The following is a 14,475-nucleotide window of genomic DNA, read 5'->3' as shown; positions in this document are numbered from 1 at the left end:
GTTATTAAGTGGGTAACTTTTTGGGCCCCTGCTGCCGGCCGTGTGATCAACGGGGCAGTGTGGCTGTGGAAGGCCGGAGCCGATGTGCCGCCGATGTGCCCCCCAAAGCAACCCAGGGCAAAGCCGGCAATCCTACGATGTTGAACATTCGGTGAAACTTGGGGCACTATCCACAGCCCAGTACACAGTGGGTAAAACTGTTCTTACCCGGGAATGTGGCCAAAATTGGCGCCAGCCCAGCGATCCATGGCCGATTTCCATGGATGTCCACAGAGTTTATCCACGCCTGTGGATAAAGTTGCGCACTTCTGTGGACAAGGGCTGGGGGTTGCGGGGGTTGCCGCACGGGAATCACACCCACGCTGAGCCGATGGATCAGGCCCATACTCCCGACGACCCACGGCGATGGCTGTCCATCAGATGGGTGTCAATGATGCCGATTGCTTCCATGAGGGCATACATGGTGGTGGGCCCAACGAAGGCGAAGCCCTTCTTCCGGAGTGCTTTGGAGAGTGCGACTGACTCAGGAGATGTTGTGGGAATGTCCGCATAGGTACGGGGAGCCGGGGTGGTGGGTGGCTGGAAAGACCATACGAAGTCCACCAGCCCGCCCTCTTCGCGCAGGGCAATAGTGGCCTTGGCATTGGTGATGGCTGCACGGATCTTGAGGCGGTTGCGGACAATCCCGGCATCCAGCATCAGCCGTTCGACGTCCTCATCTGTGAAGGCGGCGACGCTGTCCGGGTGGAAGTCCAGGAACGCAGTCCGGAATGCTTCCCGTTTCCGGAGAATGGTGGCCCATGACAGGCCCGCTTGGAAGGCCTCCAGACTGATGCGTTCGTACATGCCTTGCTCATCGCGGACAGGCATTCCCCACTCGTGATCGTAGTAAGCCTGCATGAGCGGGTCCGATGCAGCCCACAGGGGGCGGGCAAGGCCGTCCTCACCGACGACTGTGCCGTTGTCCGGGATCATTCATGCTCCTCCGCAGCCGGGGCTCCTGGAACCCGCGGCCAGTTGTTGTGGCGTCTGGGGATATTCTGCCGGGTGGCCCTGACATTCATCGCCTCAAGACATTCCAGTTACCCTCATGGTGATGTTGATCCGTCCGTGCGACAGGCCGCAGTCCGCGGGAGCAGTTCCGGGAAAGACTTTGGGAATGCCGTGATAGGCAAACCTGGATGGCCCACCGAAGACAAACAGGTCTCCGGAGTGGAGTTTCACATCCGTATACGGCTTGGTTCGGGTCTTGGTATTGCCAAAGCGGAAGAGGCAGGCCTCGCCGATGCTGAGGGACACTACGGGTGCCCCCGAGCGTTCGTCTTTGTCCTGATGCATACCCATGGCTGCGCCGTCGTCGTAGAAGTTCACCAGTGCGGCGTCGGGCGTGTAGTTCGAGGCAAGATCGGTCACTGACCCTTCCGGGTCGGCTCCGGACGCGTAGGCGTCCGCTACAGCCTTCCGTCCCAAACGAACCATCCAGTCCGGGAAATCGAGCACGGGACGGCCGTTGACGTCGGTGGCTTCCCGCGTGTACTTGTACGGTTGCCAATGCCACCCAAGGCACACGGTACGGACCGACATCCGGCGGCCGCCCGGAAGTGTTGCAGCCCGCAAAGGCACCGGACCCTGGGTCCATTCGCCAAAGCGCCCCACAATCCACCGCTGCTGCTCGGCGTTGAGCCAGCCGGGGATATGGACCGCGCCCGGGGCAATCAGCCGGGGTCCGGCGTCGTGCGTTTCAGGCTGCACCAGCTCCAACGGAAACAAGGCGTCATCGCTCACGCTGCTGCCTCCAAAGTCAGCAGCGCGCGTTTTGCCTCCGGTCCCCCGAGGTAGCCGCCGAAACTGCCATCCGACTTCACTACTCGATGGCAGGGGATGATGACGGGAATCGGGTTGGTGGCACAGGCAGTTCCAACGGCCCGGACCGCATTGGGGCTGCCCGCAGCCAAAGCAACGTCCGCGTAGCTTTCGGTCCGACCATAGGCAATCCGGGGCAGGTGCTGCAGCACATTCAGCCGGAACCCGCGGGACAGTCGGAAGTCCACGGTGAGATCGAACTCTGTCCGGGTGCCGCCAAAATACTCCTCGAGTTGCCGCGCAGCACTGTCCAACCGTGCCGGTGCCTGAAGAATGCGGGGACTGATGGTGTCGGACAAGCGCTGCAGGACGTCGGTGTGGTTTTCCACCTCAAAGGCCACCCGCACGATTCCCCGGTCGGTGGCAGCCAAGAGGAGTTTCCCCACAGGGGAATCCACCACTCTGTAAGCCACATCCAGGGTGTGGGTCAGTTGGGCATCGCGGGCAAGCCGGGCGCGCAGGCTCGTAAGGGCGGGTTCCAGGCCAGCGTCGAGGGGTTCCAGGAGCGACAACACGTCCGCGTGGTCGGGGCTTGATTCAAGGGTCATCGGATTTCTCCCTTCGAAAGTGAATGTGTCAGCGCCGGAAGGTCATCCAGCACGCTGCGGAGGGCTTTGACGCCGTCAGTCCCTGCGCGTCTTGCAGCCTCAGGAGTACCTCCCAGGAGTGCGGCTACGTCCTTATAGGGAAGTCCAGCCAGGTAGTGATACGCCACGGCTTGCCGTTGTTTGGGTGGAAGATGGGCCACCGCGTCCAGTAACTCGATGTGGTCCCCACCGGGAATACCAAGGTGCGACGCATGCTCGGGCGGGGAATCAACCGGGACGGCCCGACGGTTGCCGGCGCGCAGGTGATCGATGCATTTTCGGTGCGCTATGGTGACCAGCCAGGCCTGCACGTTGGCGTCGTGCGGGAGGTCAGGATAGGCCTGGAGGGCAGCGAGGAAGGTATCTGACCAGGCGTCGTCGGCGTCGTGCACGCCCAGGACCGCACGGCACACCCGGAGGACGGTGGACCCCTGTTCGTGCACTACCGATTCGAAGGGTTTTTTGCCGATCGCTTGCCGAAGCCCCATCAGAAAAGTTTTCCTTCTTTCACAGCCGCCGGTTCTTCCAGTTCAAGAAGGAAGCGTTTGTTCCGGAGGCCACCGGCATACCCGGTCAGTTGGCCCTTGCGTCCCACCACGCGGTGGCACGGAATGATGATGCTGATGGGATTCCGGCCGACGGCGGAGCCCACGGCCTGGGCCAGATGAGGATCGCCCAACTCAGCCGCCAACTCGCCGTAACTCACGGTCTCTCCGAAAGGAATGTCTTTTAGGCGTGTCCATACCTTTTCCTGGAAGGGGTTCCCGCGTGCCTCATGCGCTACGTCAAAAACGGTGCGGTGGCCACTCAGGTATTCGTCCAGTTCGTGCCGGACCCGGGTGAACACAGGATCCTCGAGCCCAACAGGAACCCCGAAGTAGTCGGGCGGAGGCATATGCCAGTGGCCCTCGTAGAAGATGCCCGTCAAAAATTCCCCGCGGGCAGTCAGCGTCAACTGCCCCAACGGGGAATCCATGGTGGTGTGCCGGATGCTCATACCTTGTAGACGTCTACGGGCACGGAAATGTGAGGTGTGGCTTTCCTAGGAGCGCCAGCGCGTGGTCATCAGGAAGCCCACAATGGCAATTCCGAAGCCGGCCACGATGTTCCATGAGGCCCAGTCCCGGACCGGGAATTGTCCCTCGGTGATGTAAAAGGTGATGATCCAGAGGAGGCCGAGGATCATGAGCCCGAACATGACGGCTTTGTACCAAACCGGGTTCGGCTTGTACTGCTGCGCTGCGGAAGCCTGCTGGTCCTGACGGGCAGGCCGCTTGCGGGGCTTGGACTCGGGCACGGATCCTCCTTGGCTGTACGTTGGTACCCGTTCCAGCCAGCCTTGATATCCTGCAGGAAGGAAAATTCCAGCGGTTAACGGCCACGCGGCGTTCCGGGTTGGTTCTAGCTGTCAAGTCTAGCCGCAACTCGGGGTCCGCCCGCCGCGCCCGCGCCCTATCCGAGGAGACGCTGTGGCGCATCAGCAGACGACGGCTACTTCTGCCGTGCCGTCCGGGCGCCGCGGGCAGGAAGAAACTCCCCGGACGCGCCTCCGCGCTTCGGACGTCATCCGAAAACTCAGCCAGATCCTGGGTGAACTCCTCATCACGGCCGGTGTCGTCCTGCTGCTGTTTGTGGGCTGGCAACTGTGGTGGACCAACGTTGAGGCAGACGCCAAACAGGCGGAAGCCATCCAGAACTTCGCCCAGCAACTCACAGGGCCCGTTACTCCTTCAGAGTCCGCGACCCCGGCGGACTACGGGGATCCAGTCGTGGGAACAGCCCCTGCCAACGGGGAAACGATCGGGATCATGTACATTCCGCGTTTCGGTGCCGACTACACCCGTCCCATCATCGAAGGAACCGGCGCGGACGTTCTGGACACGCTGGGCTTGGGACACTACGGAAGCACCAGCATGCCCGGCGCAATCGGGAACTTTGCGGTGGCCGGCCATCGGCAGACACACGGAGCGGTCCTGGACAGCATCCACACCCTGGTTCCCGGGGACAAGATCTACGTTCAGACCGCTGACGGGTACTACACCTACGTCTTCCGCAACAACCAGATCGTGCTTCCCAACCGCACTGATGTATTGCTGCCCGTGCCTACCCAGACGGGCGTCGCGCCTGAGGAGAGAATCCTTACCATGACCAGTTGCAACCCGCGTTTCGGTTCGCAGGAACGCATCATCGCCTACTCCGTCATGGAAAGCTGGCAACCGGCCTCAGCAGGACCGCCGTCGGACATTGCCGCCCAAGTAGCCCAGGCCCAAGGAAAGGGGTAGCGGATGTACGCGTGGATTATCCGTAATCTACCGGGACCCGTCTGGGTGCGGGTCCTGACCTGTTTGGTATTGGTGGCAGCAGCCCTGGTACTGATGGTCCAGTTCCTCTTCCCCTGGTTCTCCCAATTCACCACTTTGACTGACTCAACGATTGGTTTAGTGCAGCAGCCATGAGCACAACAAAAATTCTTGTAGTAGATAACTACGACAGCTTCGTCTACACCTTGGTGGGATACCTCCAGGAGCTCGGCGCGGAGACCACCGTGGTCCGCAACGACGACGTGACACTCGCCGAGGCCACTGAGCTCGCAGCAACGCGGGACGGCGTCCTCGTCTCGCCGGGTCCCGGAACCCCGGCCGAAGCCGGCGTCTGCATCGAGCTCATCAAGTGGTGCGGCGACAACAGCAAACCGATGTTCGGCGTCTGCCTCGGCCACCAGGCCCTGGCAGAAGCATACGGCGGTGTGGTGACCCATGCCCCTGAACTCATGCACGGCAAGACTTCCCCCGTCAGTCATGAAGGTAAGAGCGTTTTCGCCGGACTCCCCTCGCCCGTGACGGCAACGCGCTACCACTCACTCGCTGCGGTTCGCGATTCCATCCCGGATGTCCTGGAGATCACTGCCGAAACCACCAACGGCGTAGTGATGGGCTTGCAGCACAAGACCGCACCTCTTTGCGGTGTCCAGTTCCACCCGGAATCGGTCCTCACAGAAGGCGGGTACCAGATGCTCGGCAACTGGTTGGAGTCCTTGGGGATGGCTGGAGCGGCCGAACGCGCTGCCAAGCTGAGCCCGCTGATCAAGCAGTAAGTGGCGGGGCTGCGGCGGTCGGCAGCGACCGCCGCCCTCCGCGTGCTAGCTCGTGCCTCGCTTTGATGCACACTTCCGGGCGCCGGCCCGCTGCCTTCGGTCCGGCTATTTCTTGGTGGCCGTCGGTTTGGGGGTCGGCTTGTCCGTCTCCGTGGGTGTCGGAGTGGGTGTCGGCGTCGGGGTGACGGGGGCCTTCGCCACCGTGATGGTGACGGACTTACCCTGATCCACTTCGGTGTTGAACGTCTCGCTCTGGGCCGTCACGGTGCCGGGCGCTACCTCGGAGTTCTCCTGCTCCACCACCACCATGGGCAAGCCGTTGGTCTTGAGCGAGGCTTCCGCTTCAGCCACCGGCAAGCCAATCAGCTGGGGCATGAGTACCTTGCCCGAGGAGACCTGGAGTTCCACCTTGGAGCTGATGGCGATGGCTCCGCCGGGGGCCGGGCCGGTGTTGATCACCAAGCCCACAGGCACAGTAGCGCTGTGCGTCCGGACAGTCACGATATCGCCGGTGATACCCAGCCTGCGCAGGGCGTCACGGGCGTCGGGCTCCGTACGGCCCACGATGTCGGCCGGAATGGTTACCGAGCTGGGTCCGCTGGAAATCTTGAGGACAACTTCGGCGTCCTGGTCGAGCATTGAACCTGCAGTGGGCGATGTGCCAATGGTCATGTCCTTGGCCACCGTGTCACTGGCTTCGCGCACCGTTTTAGGCACCAGCTTGGCCGAATAGAGTTCCTGGATGGCTTGGGACTCTGTCATGTTGGCCACCACGGGCACAGCGATCTTGGCCGGGACCGGCGGTTGCGCGTTCATGAGGTTGTAAAGCCAGAAACCGCCGCCTGCCAGCACGATAAGAGTGAAGATCACCAGAGTTGCAGCCCACGCACGACGGCGGCTCTTCTGGCCCGCTGTACGCTCGCGTTCCGGTGGGAGGCCCAAAGGAAGGACCTCCTCCGGCTGCTGTTCAGCGGGCTCGTCCTTATACTCCGCTTCCTTGAACTGGTCAGCGGCAAGAAAGCCCACTGCGCTGGAGCTCAGGAGTTGGGTATCCGGGTCCTCTTGGTCCACAAGGTCGTTCGGATCAGTGGGTGCCTCGCTTGCCGGGACAGCCGGGACGGGAATGCCGTTGCTTGCCGCGCGCAGGGCGCGGCGGAAGGAAGCAGCGTCCTGGAAACGGTCTGTCCGGCTCTTCTGCAGGGCCTTGGCAAGGACCGAGTCGAGGGCTTCGGAAACGTCGGGATTGTGCGAGCTGGGCATATCCGGGATTTCGCGGACGTGCTGGTAGGCCACCGAGACCGGGCTGTCGCCGACAAACGGCGGCCGGCTGGTCAGCAGTTCATAGAGGAGGCAACCGGCCGAATAGAGGTCGCTGCGGGCGTCCACGGTTTCGCCGCGGGCCTGCTCCGGTGAAAGGTACTGTGCCGTGCCTACGACGGCCTGGGTTTGGGTCATGGTGGCAGCGGAATCTGCCATGGCGCGAGCAATGCCAAAGTCCATGACTTTGACGTCTCCGGTGTCAGCACAAACCATGACATTGGCTGGCTTGATGTCGCGATGGACGATTCCCGCACGGTGGCTGTATTCCAGGGCGGCCAGGACACCCAGGGTGTAGCCGATGGAATTCTCAACGCCCAGTTCGTTCGCCTTGATCATGTCCCGCAGGGTGCGCCCTGCGACGTATTCCATGACGATGTACGGAACACGAACGTCCTCGCCGGGGCCACCCGGGACGGAATATTCGCCGGTATCGAAAATGGCCACGATGGACGGATGGTTCAACGCCGCAACGGCCTGTGCCTCACGTTTGAACCGGGCTTGGAACTGCGGATCGCGGGCCAGATCTGCACGCAGGATCTTGACCGCGATGGTCCTCCCCAGCAAAGTATCCGTTCCGCGGTATACGTCCGCCATGCCACCACGACCGATCAAATCACCGAGTTCGTAGCGTTCATTGAGGATGCGCTGTGAAGACACAGGTGTGCTCTCCTCTCGATGCGCGGGACCTTGGCGTGGCGTAGACATGGGACTCAGTTAGTTGCTCGGGCTGCCAGTGCCGCTGGGGCTGGCGCTTGAGGAACCGGGGTTGGTGGGTACAACGGCCTTGGACAGGAAGTAGGTCACTGTAGAACCTGCGGGAACCTCAGCTCCAGCCGCCGGCGAAGACCTTACGAACGTACCGGCCTGTTGGCCTACGGCTCCGTTCACCGGATCCCCGGCTACCCACCGCAGTCCGGCGCCCTCAATGGCCGCGCGAACCTGTGACTCGCTGGCTCCCACGCTGATGGTGGGGACGGCGACCGCTTCAGGTCCCTTGGAGTACTGAACCGTGATGGTTTGTCCCGGATCAACAGGCCCTGTGGGGTTGATGTCTACCACTGTCCCTGGAGCAGCCGGGTTGAAGACCTCCACACCGTCGACGCCGAGGCCCAGATTGCGGAGTTCCGCGCTGACGGTTTGGAAGGGCTGACCCAGATACTGCTCGGGGATCACGTTGATCTTCTGCGGCGTTGACTGCGTCGGCGAGGGTGCCTCGGACGTAGGAGGAGGTGTCGTCGCTGTTGGCGTGGCCGAGGTCGACGTCGGGCTCGCCGACCGGCTGGTGCTGGCAGTGGTGGACTGGCTCGGGCTGGGGGTCGGCGAGAAGAACCCGGACTGGGTGATCAGGAAACCGACCAGCGCGAACAGCACCAGCAGGATCAAGGCAACCATCGGCCAAGTCCAGGGGCTGCGCTTCTTGCGTTCCGGCTCGCCATCGTCGAAGTTCTCGTCGTCGGTGTAGACGACTTCCTCGTCGTCATTCAGCTGACGCTCTGCCTCCAGGGCGTTGGCGCGTGACAGCGGGTTGTCGGACGAGGCCGCGGCCGCTCCCACAGCAGCTCCGGCTGCACCGGCACCCAGCACCGGAAGTGCGGAGGTCGCCGTCGACGACTGCTCTTTTCCGTAAGGCGAGGTGACGACGCCGGTGGGGGCCGTCGCGGTGTCTACAGGCGCTGTGATGGGTCCGGTAGTGGATTCGAACAGCAGCATGCCGGGTACGGCGGCGTGGGCCGTGGCGATGTCGCCGTTGCGGATGGCCTCGGCCGCTTCGGCCAACTTGATCGCGTTGGCAGGACGGTTCTTGGGATCCTTGGCCAGCATGGACATCAAGAGGGCACGGACGGGTGTCGGCAAGGTCTCCGGCAGGGGCGGCGGCGCGTCGTTGACCTGCGCCAGGGCAATGGCGATCTGCGATTCGCCGGAGAACGGACGGTGGCCGGTGAGGCACTCGTAGCCGATGACACCCAGTGAGTAGATGTCCGAGGAACCCGTGGCGGTCTGGCCGGTTGCCTGCTCAGGAGCCAAGTACTGGGCGGTGCCCATGACCTGGCCGGTCTGTGTCAGCGGAACTTGGTCCGCCAAACGGGCAATGCCGAAGTCGGTGACCTTGACGCGGTTGTCCGGCGTGATCAGCAGGTTGCCGGGCTTGATGTCGCGGTGGACCAGGCCCTGCGCGTGTGCCACGGCAAGGGCGCGGGCTGTCTGCGCGATGATGGAGAGCGTCATGTCCGGAGACAGCACCTGCTCCCGCTCGAGGATTCCGCTCAAGGGATGACCCGGAACGAGCTCCATGACCAAATAGGCCGAGCCGGCTTCTTCGCCGTAATCAAAGACGTTGGCGATGCCCACGTGGTTGAGGAGGGCGGTGTGCCGTGCCTCGGCACGGAACCTCTGGAGGAACCCGGGGTCACCCGTGTATTCCTCTTTGAGCACCTTGATGGCAACGATCCGGCCGAGGATCTGGTCCTTGGCCTTCCAGACCTCGCCCATGCCGCCAATCGCAATGCGACTGGTCAGTTGGAACCTGCCGCCGAGTGTGATTCCCGAAGTAGGCCTCACTTATTCAACACCGCCTCAAAAATCTTCTTTGCGTTCGGACTGGTTAGCTGGGCACCGCTGAGCACATCCACACCCTCCATGACGATGGTGACGGCTACTTGCGGGTCGTTTGCCGGGGCGAACCCGGTAAACCATGAGTTGTTCAAACCTGAATCGCCGAGCTCCGCAGTACCGGTTTTGCCGGCTACCTTGACCCCGGACACGGCTGCTCCCTTGGCAATGCCGTTGTCCACGGCACTGGTCATCCACTCGGTGATTTGGGCCGCGATGGGCTGGGTGGTGCTGGTACGGAGCGCCTCGGGCCTGAGTTCGCTGATGACCCGGAGGTCAGGAGCTCGGACCGTCTTGATCAGGTTCGGCTTCATCTGCACACCGCCATTGGCGATCGCGGCCGTCATCATGTTGATCTGCAGCGGGGTGGCCTTGACGTCGCGCTGGCCCACGGAGGACTGTGCGAGCTGGGCCTGGTCGAGGTCCTCGGGGAAAATACTGGGCGCCTGCTGGAGCTTGAGCTGATCGCCGAAGGTCTCGCCGAAGCCAAACTTCTGTGCCTGTTCGCGGATGGCATCCTGGCCCAGGTCCAGCGCAATGCTGGCAAACGGAGTATTGCAGGACTGCTCCAGGGCAAAGGCGAACGACGCCGTCTCCCGGACGTTGCAGTTGCCACCGGCGTAGTTGGGCAGGCTGGCACTGGAACCGGGCAACGGCAGGCTGCTGGGGTTCGGCAGCTCGCTGTCCTTGTTGTACTTGCCTGAGTTCAGAGCAGCAGCTGTGTCGATGAGCTTGAAGACCGAACCCGGCGAGAGCAGGTTGCCCGTGGGGCCGCTGACGTTTTGGTTCAGGTTGATGCCCGGGACCTGGTTCAGCTCTGCGTAGCTCGCTTCTGCGGCGGCCGTGTCATGGGTTGCAATCAGATTGGGGTCGTAGGACGGTTTGGACACCATGGCCAGAACGGCACCGGTCCTCGGGTTGGTGACCACGATGGATCCACGCTGGCCATCGGGTATGAGGTCATAGGCCAACTTTTGGATTTCAGGATCCAGGGTCAGTTCTACCGATGCACCCTTCGGCTCGTTGCCCAGGAACATCTGGCTGATGCGGTCCAGGAAAAGCTGGTCCGAGTTGCCGGCGAGGGTGTCCTCCATGGAGAGTTCCAAGCCGGTTGAACCGAAGCCCTTGGAGAAGTAACCGGTAATGCCGGCGTAGAGCTCAGGCTGGTTGTACTTGCGTTGGAACGCGCAGGACTCTGTGCCGGCAACAGACTCAGCCACCGGCTTGCCGCCGACGATGATGGCGCCGCGGTCGTTGCAGAACGAGGCGAGGATGGCGCGCTGGTTCCAGGGATTGGCGTTGAGGTCGTCAGCGCCAATCACCTGGACATAGCTGATGGCGCCGAAGATCAACGCGAACATGGCGACGGCGGCCATCCAGGAGCTGCGAATAGCCTGGTTCATTGGTGCTTCACCGCCTCTGTTGGTGCGCTGGGTGTCTGTCCTGTGGTGGGTTTACGTGCCGGCGCGCTGCTGCTGGCAGGGGGTTTGCCCACCATGGGAGTGGTGTCCACCGGCCCGCGGGCCGTGTTGGAGATCATGAGCAGCAAGCCGACGATGATCCAGTTGGCCAAGAGCGAGGAACCACCGGCTGCCAGGAAGGGTGTGGTCAGGCCCGTCAACGGAATGAGCCGGGTGACACCGCCGATGACGACGAAGCACTGCAGGGCGATCGCGAAGGACAGGCCGCACGCCAGGAGTTTCCCGAAGGCATCGCGGGTACCGAGGGCGGCGCGGAAGCCGCGCGTGAAGAGCAGCAGGTACAGCATGACGACGGCGAAGAGGCCGATCAGGCCAAGTTCCTCGCCGATGAGGGCCACAATCATGTCGCTGTTGGCGAACGGAACCAGGTCCGGGCGGCCTTGGCCAAGGCCCGTACCAACCAGCCCGCCGTCGGCCATGCCGAACAAGCCCTGCACAATCTGCCCACTGCCACCGGGCGACCTGCCGAAGACCTCCGGGGTGAAGGCGTTGATCCAGCTGTCGATGCGGAAAGCCACGTGCGAGAAGATCTGCGAGGCAATGAAGCCGCCGCCGAGGATCAGCAACAGGCCAATGACAACCCAGGAGATACGGCTGGTGGCCACGTAAATCATCACGATGAACAGGCCGAAGAAGAGGATGGAGGAACCGAGGTCACGCTGGAAGACCAGGACCCCGATACTGACCAACCAGGCGGTGATCATGGGCCCGAGGTCCTTGAACCGCGGGAACTGCATGGGGCCGATCTTCCGGCCGGCCAGGAGGATGAGATCCCGGTTGGAGGAAAGGTACCCGGCAAAGAATATGGCCAGCGTGATCTTGGCGATCTCACCTGGTTGGAACGTCATGGGTCCCACTCGGATCCAGACTCGGGCACCGAGGATTTCACCGGCGGAAATGCCCGGTATCAAGGGGAGGATCAGCAGGAACGCACTGGCTGCCAGTGAGATGTACGTGAAGCGGCGCAAAATCCGGTGGTCCTTGAGGAACCAGATCACGGCGATGGATACTGCCATGGCAATCAGGGTCCAGCGGAGCTGGTTGTTGCCCGTATCGTCACCTGGACCGTCCATGCGGTGGATCAGGGCAAGCCCCAGACCGTTCAAGGCCACGACAATGGGAAGTATTACCGGATCGGCATACTTCGCGCGGAGCCTGAGGACCATGTGGAAGGCAAAAGCCGCCACAGCCAGCAAGCTCGACTGGAACCAGAAGTCCCGGTCCAGGCCGACGTCGGAATTGATGCTCACCAAGGCACTCGCGCCTACGCCCACGGCAAGGGCCAGCACGATGAGGACAAGTTCAACGTTCCGGCGTGGTTTGGGAGCAGTTTCAGTCTGTATCACTTGGCCGCCTCACAGGGAGTCGGGACGGGCGAAGGTGTAGCAACGGCTGCAGTACTCGGTACGGGCACGGTACTGGTGGGCGACGGCGTGGCTGTCGCTGTCGCCGGAGCAGTGGTGGGGCAGTTGGCTGAGGCGCTGCCGGTGTTCTTCAGGTTCTCCACAATGGCCTGTGCGTCGTCGAGGTCACCTGCGGGAACCGTCTGGCGTACGCTCTGCTGACCGTATTCCGGCAATGAATCCACCTTGATATCGGTTACGGCTTCGAGCCGGGAGAGCTGGATGGGGCCGAGTCGCTGCGAGATGCCATTGAAGATAGCGACGCGCTGATCGTATTCGCCCACGTAATAACGGGTTTGGGTCCACGCGTAGCCAAGCCATAGGCCAACTACGACTCCCACTACAACAACCGCTGCGACGGCGGGCATCAACCAGCGGACGCGGCGCCGTGCAGGTTCCTCGACGTCCAGTCGATCCTGTTCGGCCTTGTGGGTGAGGACGGTGGCAGCCCTGCGGGCAACCGTCCGGCCTGCCACAGTAGGGATGGAGCCGGTCTCCGCAGCTGTTGCCGCAGCGCCGACCAGCTCATGGGGGCGGCTGGCCAATTCTTCGCGCAGGACCTCAGCGGACAGGTGCTCGCCCAGGTGCGGATCCGTGGTGATGGGAGGTTCTTTGGACTCATCCGAGGATGTGGACGCCTCGTCGGATTCGTCGTCTGTGGCGCTGGGGTCGGTGGCACTGAATGACGATCCAGCTTCGGCCTCCCTCGCGGCCTTCTCCTTGGGCTCGGCCTGCGTGTCCTCGGCCGACTTGGTGGCGGAAGGACCCACAGAGGGCTTGGAGGCGGTGACCGCCCCGGGCTCGTCCACCGCGGCAAGCGCCGCAGCCGGAACGACGTCGACGGCGGCCGTGTTGACGTCGTCGTCGGTCTCTTCCACGATCTCCAACATCACTACGGTGACGTTGTCCGGGGCGCCGGCTTCCAGCGTGAGATCAACCAGGATCTCAGCGCATTCGCGAAGGTCCTTGGTCTCACGAACCATGCGCTCCACCACGTGCCCGGCCACGTAGTTGAGGCCATCGGAGCAGAGCAGCCAGCGTTCGCCGGGTTCGACGTCGAGGACGTCCAGGTCCAGTTCCGGGCTGGCATCGACGTCGCCAAGGACGCGCATCAGGACGTTCTTGTGGGGATGGGTTTCGGCTTCTTCGGGACGCAGGCGTCCCTCGTCAATGAGCCGCTGCACGAACGTGTGGTCGATGCTGATTTGCTCAAACTTCTTGTTACGCAGCCGATATGCGCGGGAGTCACCAATGTGCGCGAAGTGGAGCTTGCGGTCTTCCAGGAGGAGGGCAGTCACAGTAGTTCCCATGCCGGAAAGCTTGGGATTCTGGTGAACAAGCTCCGAAAGCAGCGAATTGGCCGTCTGGATCTCATCCGCGAGGACAGTCTCTGCGCCGTCAGGATAGTCGTCATGATCGAGGTGGATCATGTCCAGCACCGTTGACGCCGAGGCAACATCGCCGCCGGCGTGACCACCCATACCGTCGGCCACGACTGCAAGATGGCGGCCCACGTACGCGGAGTCGTCATTCTTGGAGCGGATCCGTCCGACGTCGGAACGCGCCGCGTAGCGCATGATGAGCGGGCGCTCCGCGGGCTTTTCCTTGCCTTCGGTGGTCTCGGGGGAGGCCATGGACTACGGCCTCAATTCAATGACCGTCTTGCCGATTCTCACGGGGACGCCAAGCTCAACCGGCAATGCACGGGTGAGCTGTTGATCGGCCAAGTAGGTGCCGTTGGTGGAGCCGAGGTCCTCAATGAACCAGCGGCTGCCTTGCGGGAACAAGCGTGCGTGCCGGCCCGAAGCGTAGTCGTCTTCCAGGACCAGGGTGGCTTCCTGCGCGCGGCCCAAAAGAATGGGGCTGGCGGCCAAGGGGACAGTGGTGCCCTTGAGTGGACCCTCTGTCACCACCAGATTGCGGGCATGCTGGATGGCTGGCGGCGGGGAAGCAGCCAGTTCCGGATGCTTGCGGACTTCGCGGGCTGTGGGAACTCCGGTGACGGCTTTACGGCCGATCTGGAAGTCGCGGCGCATGGTGGAGACAATGCTGAAGATCAAGACCCACAGCAGCAGGAGGAACCCGAAGCGAAGCGCTGTGATGGTCAGTTCGCTGAT

At 62.7% G+C, this 14,475-nt stretch carries 14 protein-coding genes; 2 read left to right on the top strand and 12 right to left on the bottom strand.

Annotation, left to right across the window (positions count from 1 at the left end; translation table 11 throughout):
- Positions 1 to 375 precede the first annotated feature (375 nt).
- The 6 genes from WBN73_RS09585 to WBN73_RS09560 form a co-directional block, all read right to left on the bottom strand.
- The gene (locus tag WBN73_RS09585) at positions 376 to 975 is read right to left on the bottom strand and encodes a DNA-3-methyladenine glycosylase I (protein ID WP_207595594.1); all 600 of its coding nucleotides are present in this window, start codon (positions 973 to 975) and stop codon (positions 376 to 378) included.
- 93 nt (positions 976 to 1,068) lie between these two features.
- Positions 1,069 to 1,785 (bottom strand): alpha-ketoglutarate-dependent dioxygenase AlkB family protein, encoded by a 717-nt coding sequence (locus WBN73_RS09580; protein WP_207595595.1) that lies wholly within the window; start codon positions 1,783 to 1,785, stop codon positions 1,069 to 1,071.
- A complete protein-coding gene (locus tag WBN73_RS09575; protein WP_337340126.1) occupies positions 1,782 to 2,411 on the bottom strand; it encodes a methylated-DNA--[protein]-cysteine S-methyltransferase in 630 nt (209 codons plus the stop codon). The genes WBN73_RS09580 and WBN73_RS09575 overlap by 4 nt, the downstream gene beginning before the upstream one ends.
- Entirely contained in the window at positions 2,408 to 2,938 is a 531-nt protein-coding gene (locus tag WBN73_RS09570; protein WP_337340127.1) for an RNA polymerase sigma factor, read from the bottom strand. The genes WBN73_RS09575 and WBN73_RS09570 overlap by 4 nt, the downstream gene beginning before the upstream one ends.
- On the bottom strand, positions 2,938 to 3,447 hold the full coding sequence (locus tag WBN73_RS09565) for a methylated-DNA--[protein]-cysteine S-methyltransferase (protein WP_280625269.1): 510 nt from the start codon (positions 3,445 to 3,447) through the stop codon (positions 2,938 to 2,940). The genes WBN73_RS09570 and WBN73_RS09565 overlap by 1 nt, the downstream gene beginning before the upstream one ends.
- Before the next feature lie 45 nt (positions 3,448 to 3,492).
- A complete protein-coding gene (locus tag WBN73_RS09560) occupies positions 3,493 to 3,747 on the bottom strand; it encodes a cell division protein CrgA (protein ID WP_089593065.1) in 255 nt (84 codons plus the stop codon).
- A gap of 172 nt (positions 3,748 to 3,919) precedes the next feature.
- Between WBN73_RS09560 and WBN73_RS09555 the strand changes: the two genes are divergently transcribed.
- Complete coding sequence (locus WBN73_RS09555) at positions 3,920 to 4,732, top strand: class E sortase (RefSeq protein WP_443193254.1); 813 nt, start codon at positions 3,920 to 3,922, stop codon at positions 4,730 to 4,732.
- 170 nt (positions 4,733 to 4,902) lie between these two features.
- Positions 4,903 to 5,544, top strand: a complete 642-nt coding sequence (locus tag WBN73_RS09550; RefSeq protein WP_280625274.1) for an aminodeoxychorismate/anthranilate synthase component II — start codon at positions 4,903 to 4,905, stop codon at positions 5,542 to 5,544.
- 105 nt (positions 5,545 to 5,649) lie between these two features.
- Here the strand turns inward: WBN73_RS09550 and pknB are convergent, their stop codons facing one another.
- From pknB to WBN73_RS09520, 6 genes are read right to left on the bottom strand one after another with little or no spacing between them, the layout of a single operon-like run.
- Positions 5,650 to 7,569, bottom strand: coding sequence for a Stk1 family PASTA domain-containing Ser/Thr kinase (gene pknB, locus WBN73_RS09545; RefSeq protein WP_337340128.1), 1,920 nt, complete (start codon positions 7,567 to 7,569; stop codon positions 5,650 to 5,652).
- 9 nt (positions 7,570 to 7,578) lie between these two features.
- The gene (locus tag WBN73_RS09540; protein ID WP_280625280.1) at positions 7,579 to 9,423 is read right to left on the bottom strand and encodes a protein kinase domain-containing protein; all 1,845 of its coding nucleotides are present in this window, start codon (positions 9,421 to 9,423) and stop codon (positions 7,579 to 7,581) included.
- Positions 9,420 to 10,877: a peptidoglycan D,D-transpeptidase FtsI family protein gene (locus tag WBN73_RS09535; protein ID WP_207595602.1), complete on the bottom strand. Its 1,458-nt coding sequence runs from the start codon at positions 10,875 to 10,877 to the stop codon at positions 9,420 to 9,422. Before WBN73_RS09535 ends, WBN73_RS09540 begins: the two co-directional genes overlap by 4 nt.
- The gene (locus WBN73_RS09530; protein WP_089593071.1) at positions 10,874 to 12,301 is read right to left on the bottom strand and encodes an FtsW/RodA/SpoVE family cell cycle protein; all 1,428 of its coding nucleotides are present in this window, start codon (positions 12,299 to 12,301) and stop codon (positions 10,874 to 10,876) included. The genes WBN73_RS09535 and WBN73_RS09530 overlap by 4 nt, the downstream gene beginning before the upstream one ends.
- Positions 12,298 to 13,992: a PP2C family protein-serine/threonine phosphatase gene (locus WBN73_RS09525; RefSeq protein WP_207595603.1), complete on the bottom strand. Its 1,695-nt coding sequence runs from the start codon at positions 13,990 to 13,992 to the stop codon at positions 12,298 to 12,300. The genes WBN73_RS09530 and WBN73_RS09525 overlap by 4 nt, the downstream gene beginning before the upstream one ends.
- A 3-nt stretch (positions 13,993 to 13,995) precedes the next feature.
- Positions 13,996 to 14,475 (bottom strand): FHA domain-containing protein FhaB/FipA, encoded by a 480-nt coding sequence (locus tag WBN73_RS09520; RefSeq protein WP_172322000.1) that lies wholly within the window; start codon positions 14,473 to 14,475, stop codon positions 13,996 to 13,998.

It is taken from the genome of Paenarthrobacter sp. CCNWLY172, assembly GCF_037402035.1.
GTDB lineage: Bacteria > Actinomycetota > Actinomycetes > Actinomycetales > Micrococcaceae > Arthrobacter.
The sequence above is the reverse complement of the archived record's forward strand: the minus strand, read 5'-3'. Positions and strand labels throughout refer to the sequence as shown.

Coding starts and splice junctions, on each gene's coding strand:
- WBN73_RS09585 (WP_207595594.1), bottom strand. CDS start 975: ATGATCCCGGACAACGGCACAGTCGTCGGTGAGGACGGCCTTGCCCGC.
- WBN73_RS09535 (WP_207595602.1), bottom strand. CDS start 10,877: ATGAACCAGGCTATTCGCAGCTCCTGGATGGCCGCCGTCGCCATGTTC.
- WBN73_RS09525 (WP_207595603.1), bottom strand. CDS start 13,992: ATGGCCTCCCCCGAGACCACCGAAGGCAAGGAAAAGCCCGCGGAGCGC.
- WBN73_RS09550 (WP_280625274.1), top strand. CDS start 4,903: ATGAGCACAACAAAAATTCTTGTAGTAGATAACTACGACAGCTTCGTC.
- pknB (WP_337340128.1), bottom strand. CDS start 7,569: ATGTCTACGCCACGCCAAGGTCCCGCGCATCGAGAGGAGAGCACACCT.
- WBN73_RS09575 (WP_337340126.1), bottom strand. CDS start 2,411: ATGACCCTTGAATCAAGCCCCGACCACGCGGACGTGTTGTCGCTCCTG.
- WBN73_RS09570 (WP_337340127.1), bottom strand. CDS start 2,938: ATGGGGCTTCGGCAAGCGATCGGCAAAAAACCCTTCGAATCGGTAGTG.
- WBN73_RS09565 (WP_280625269.1), bottom strand. CDS start 3,447: ATGAGCATCCGGCACACCACCATGGATTCCCCGTTGGGGCAGTTGACG.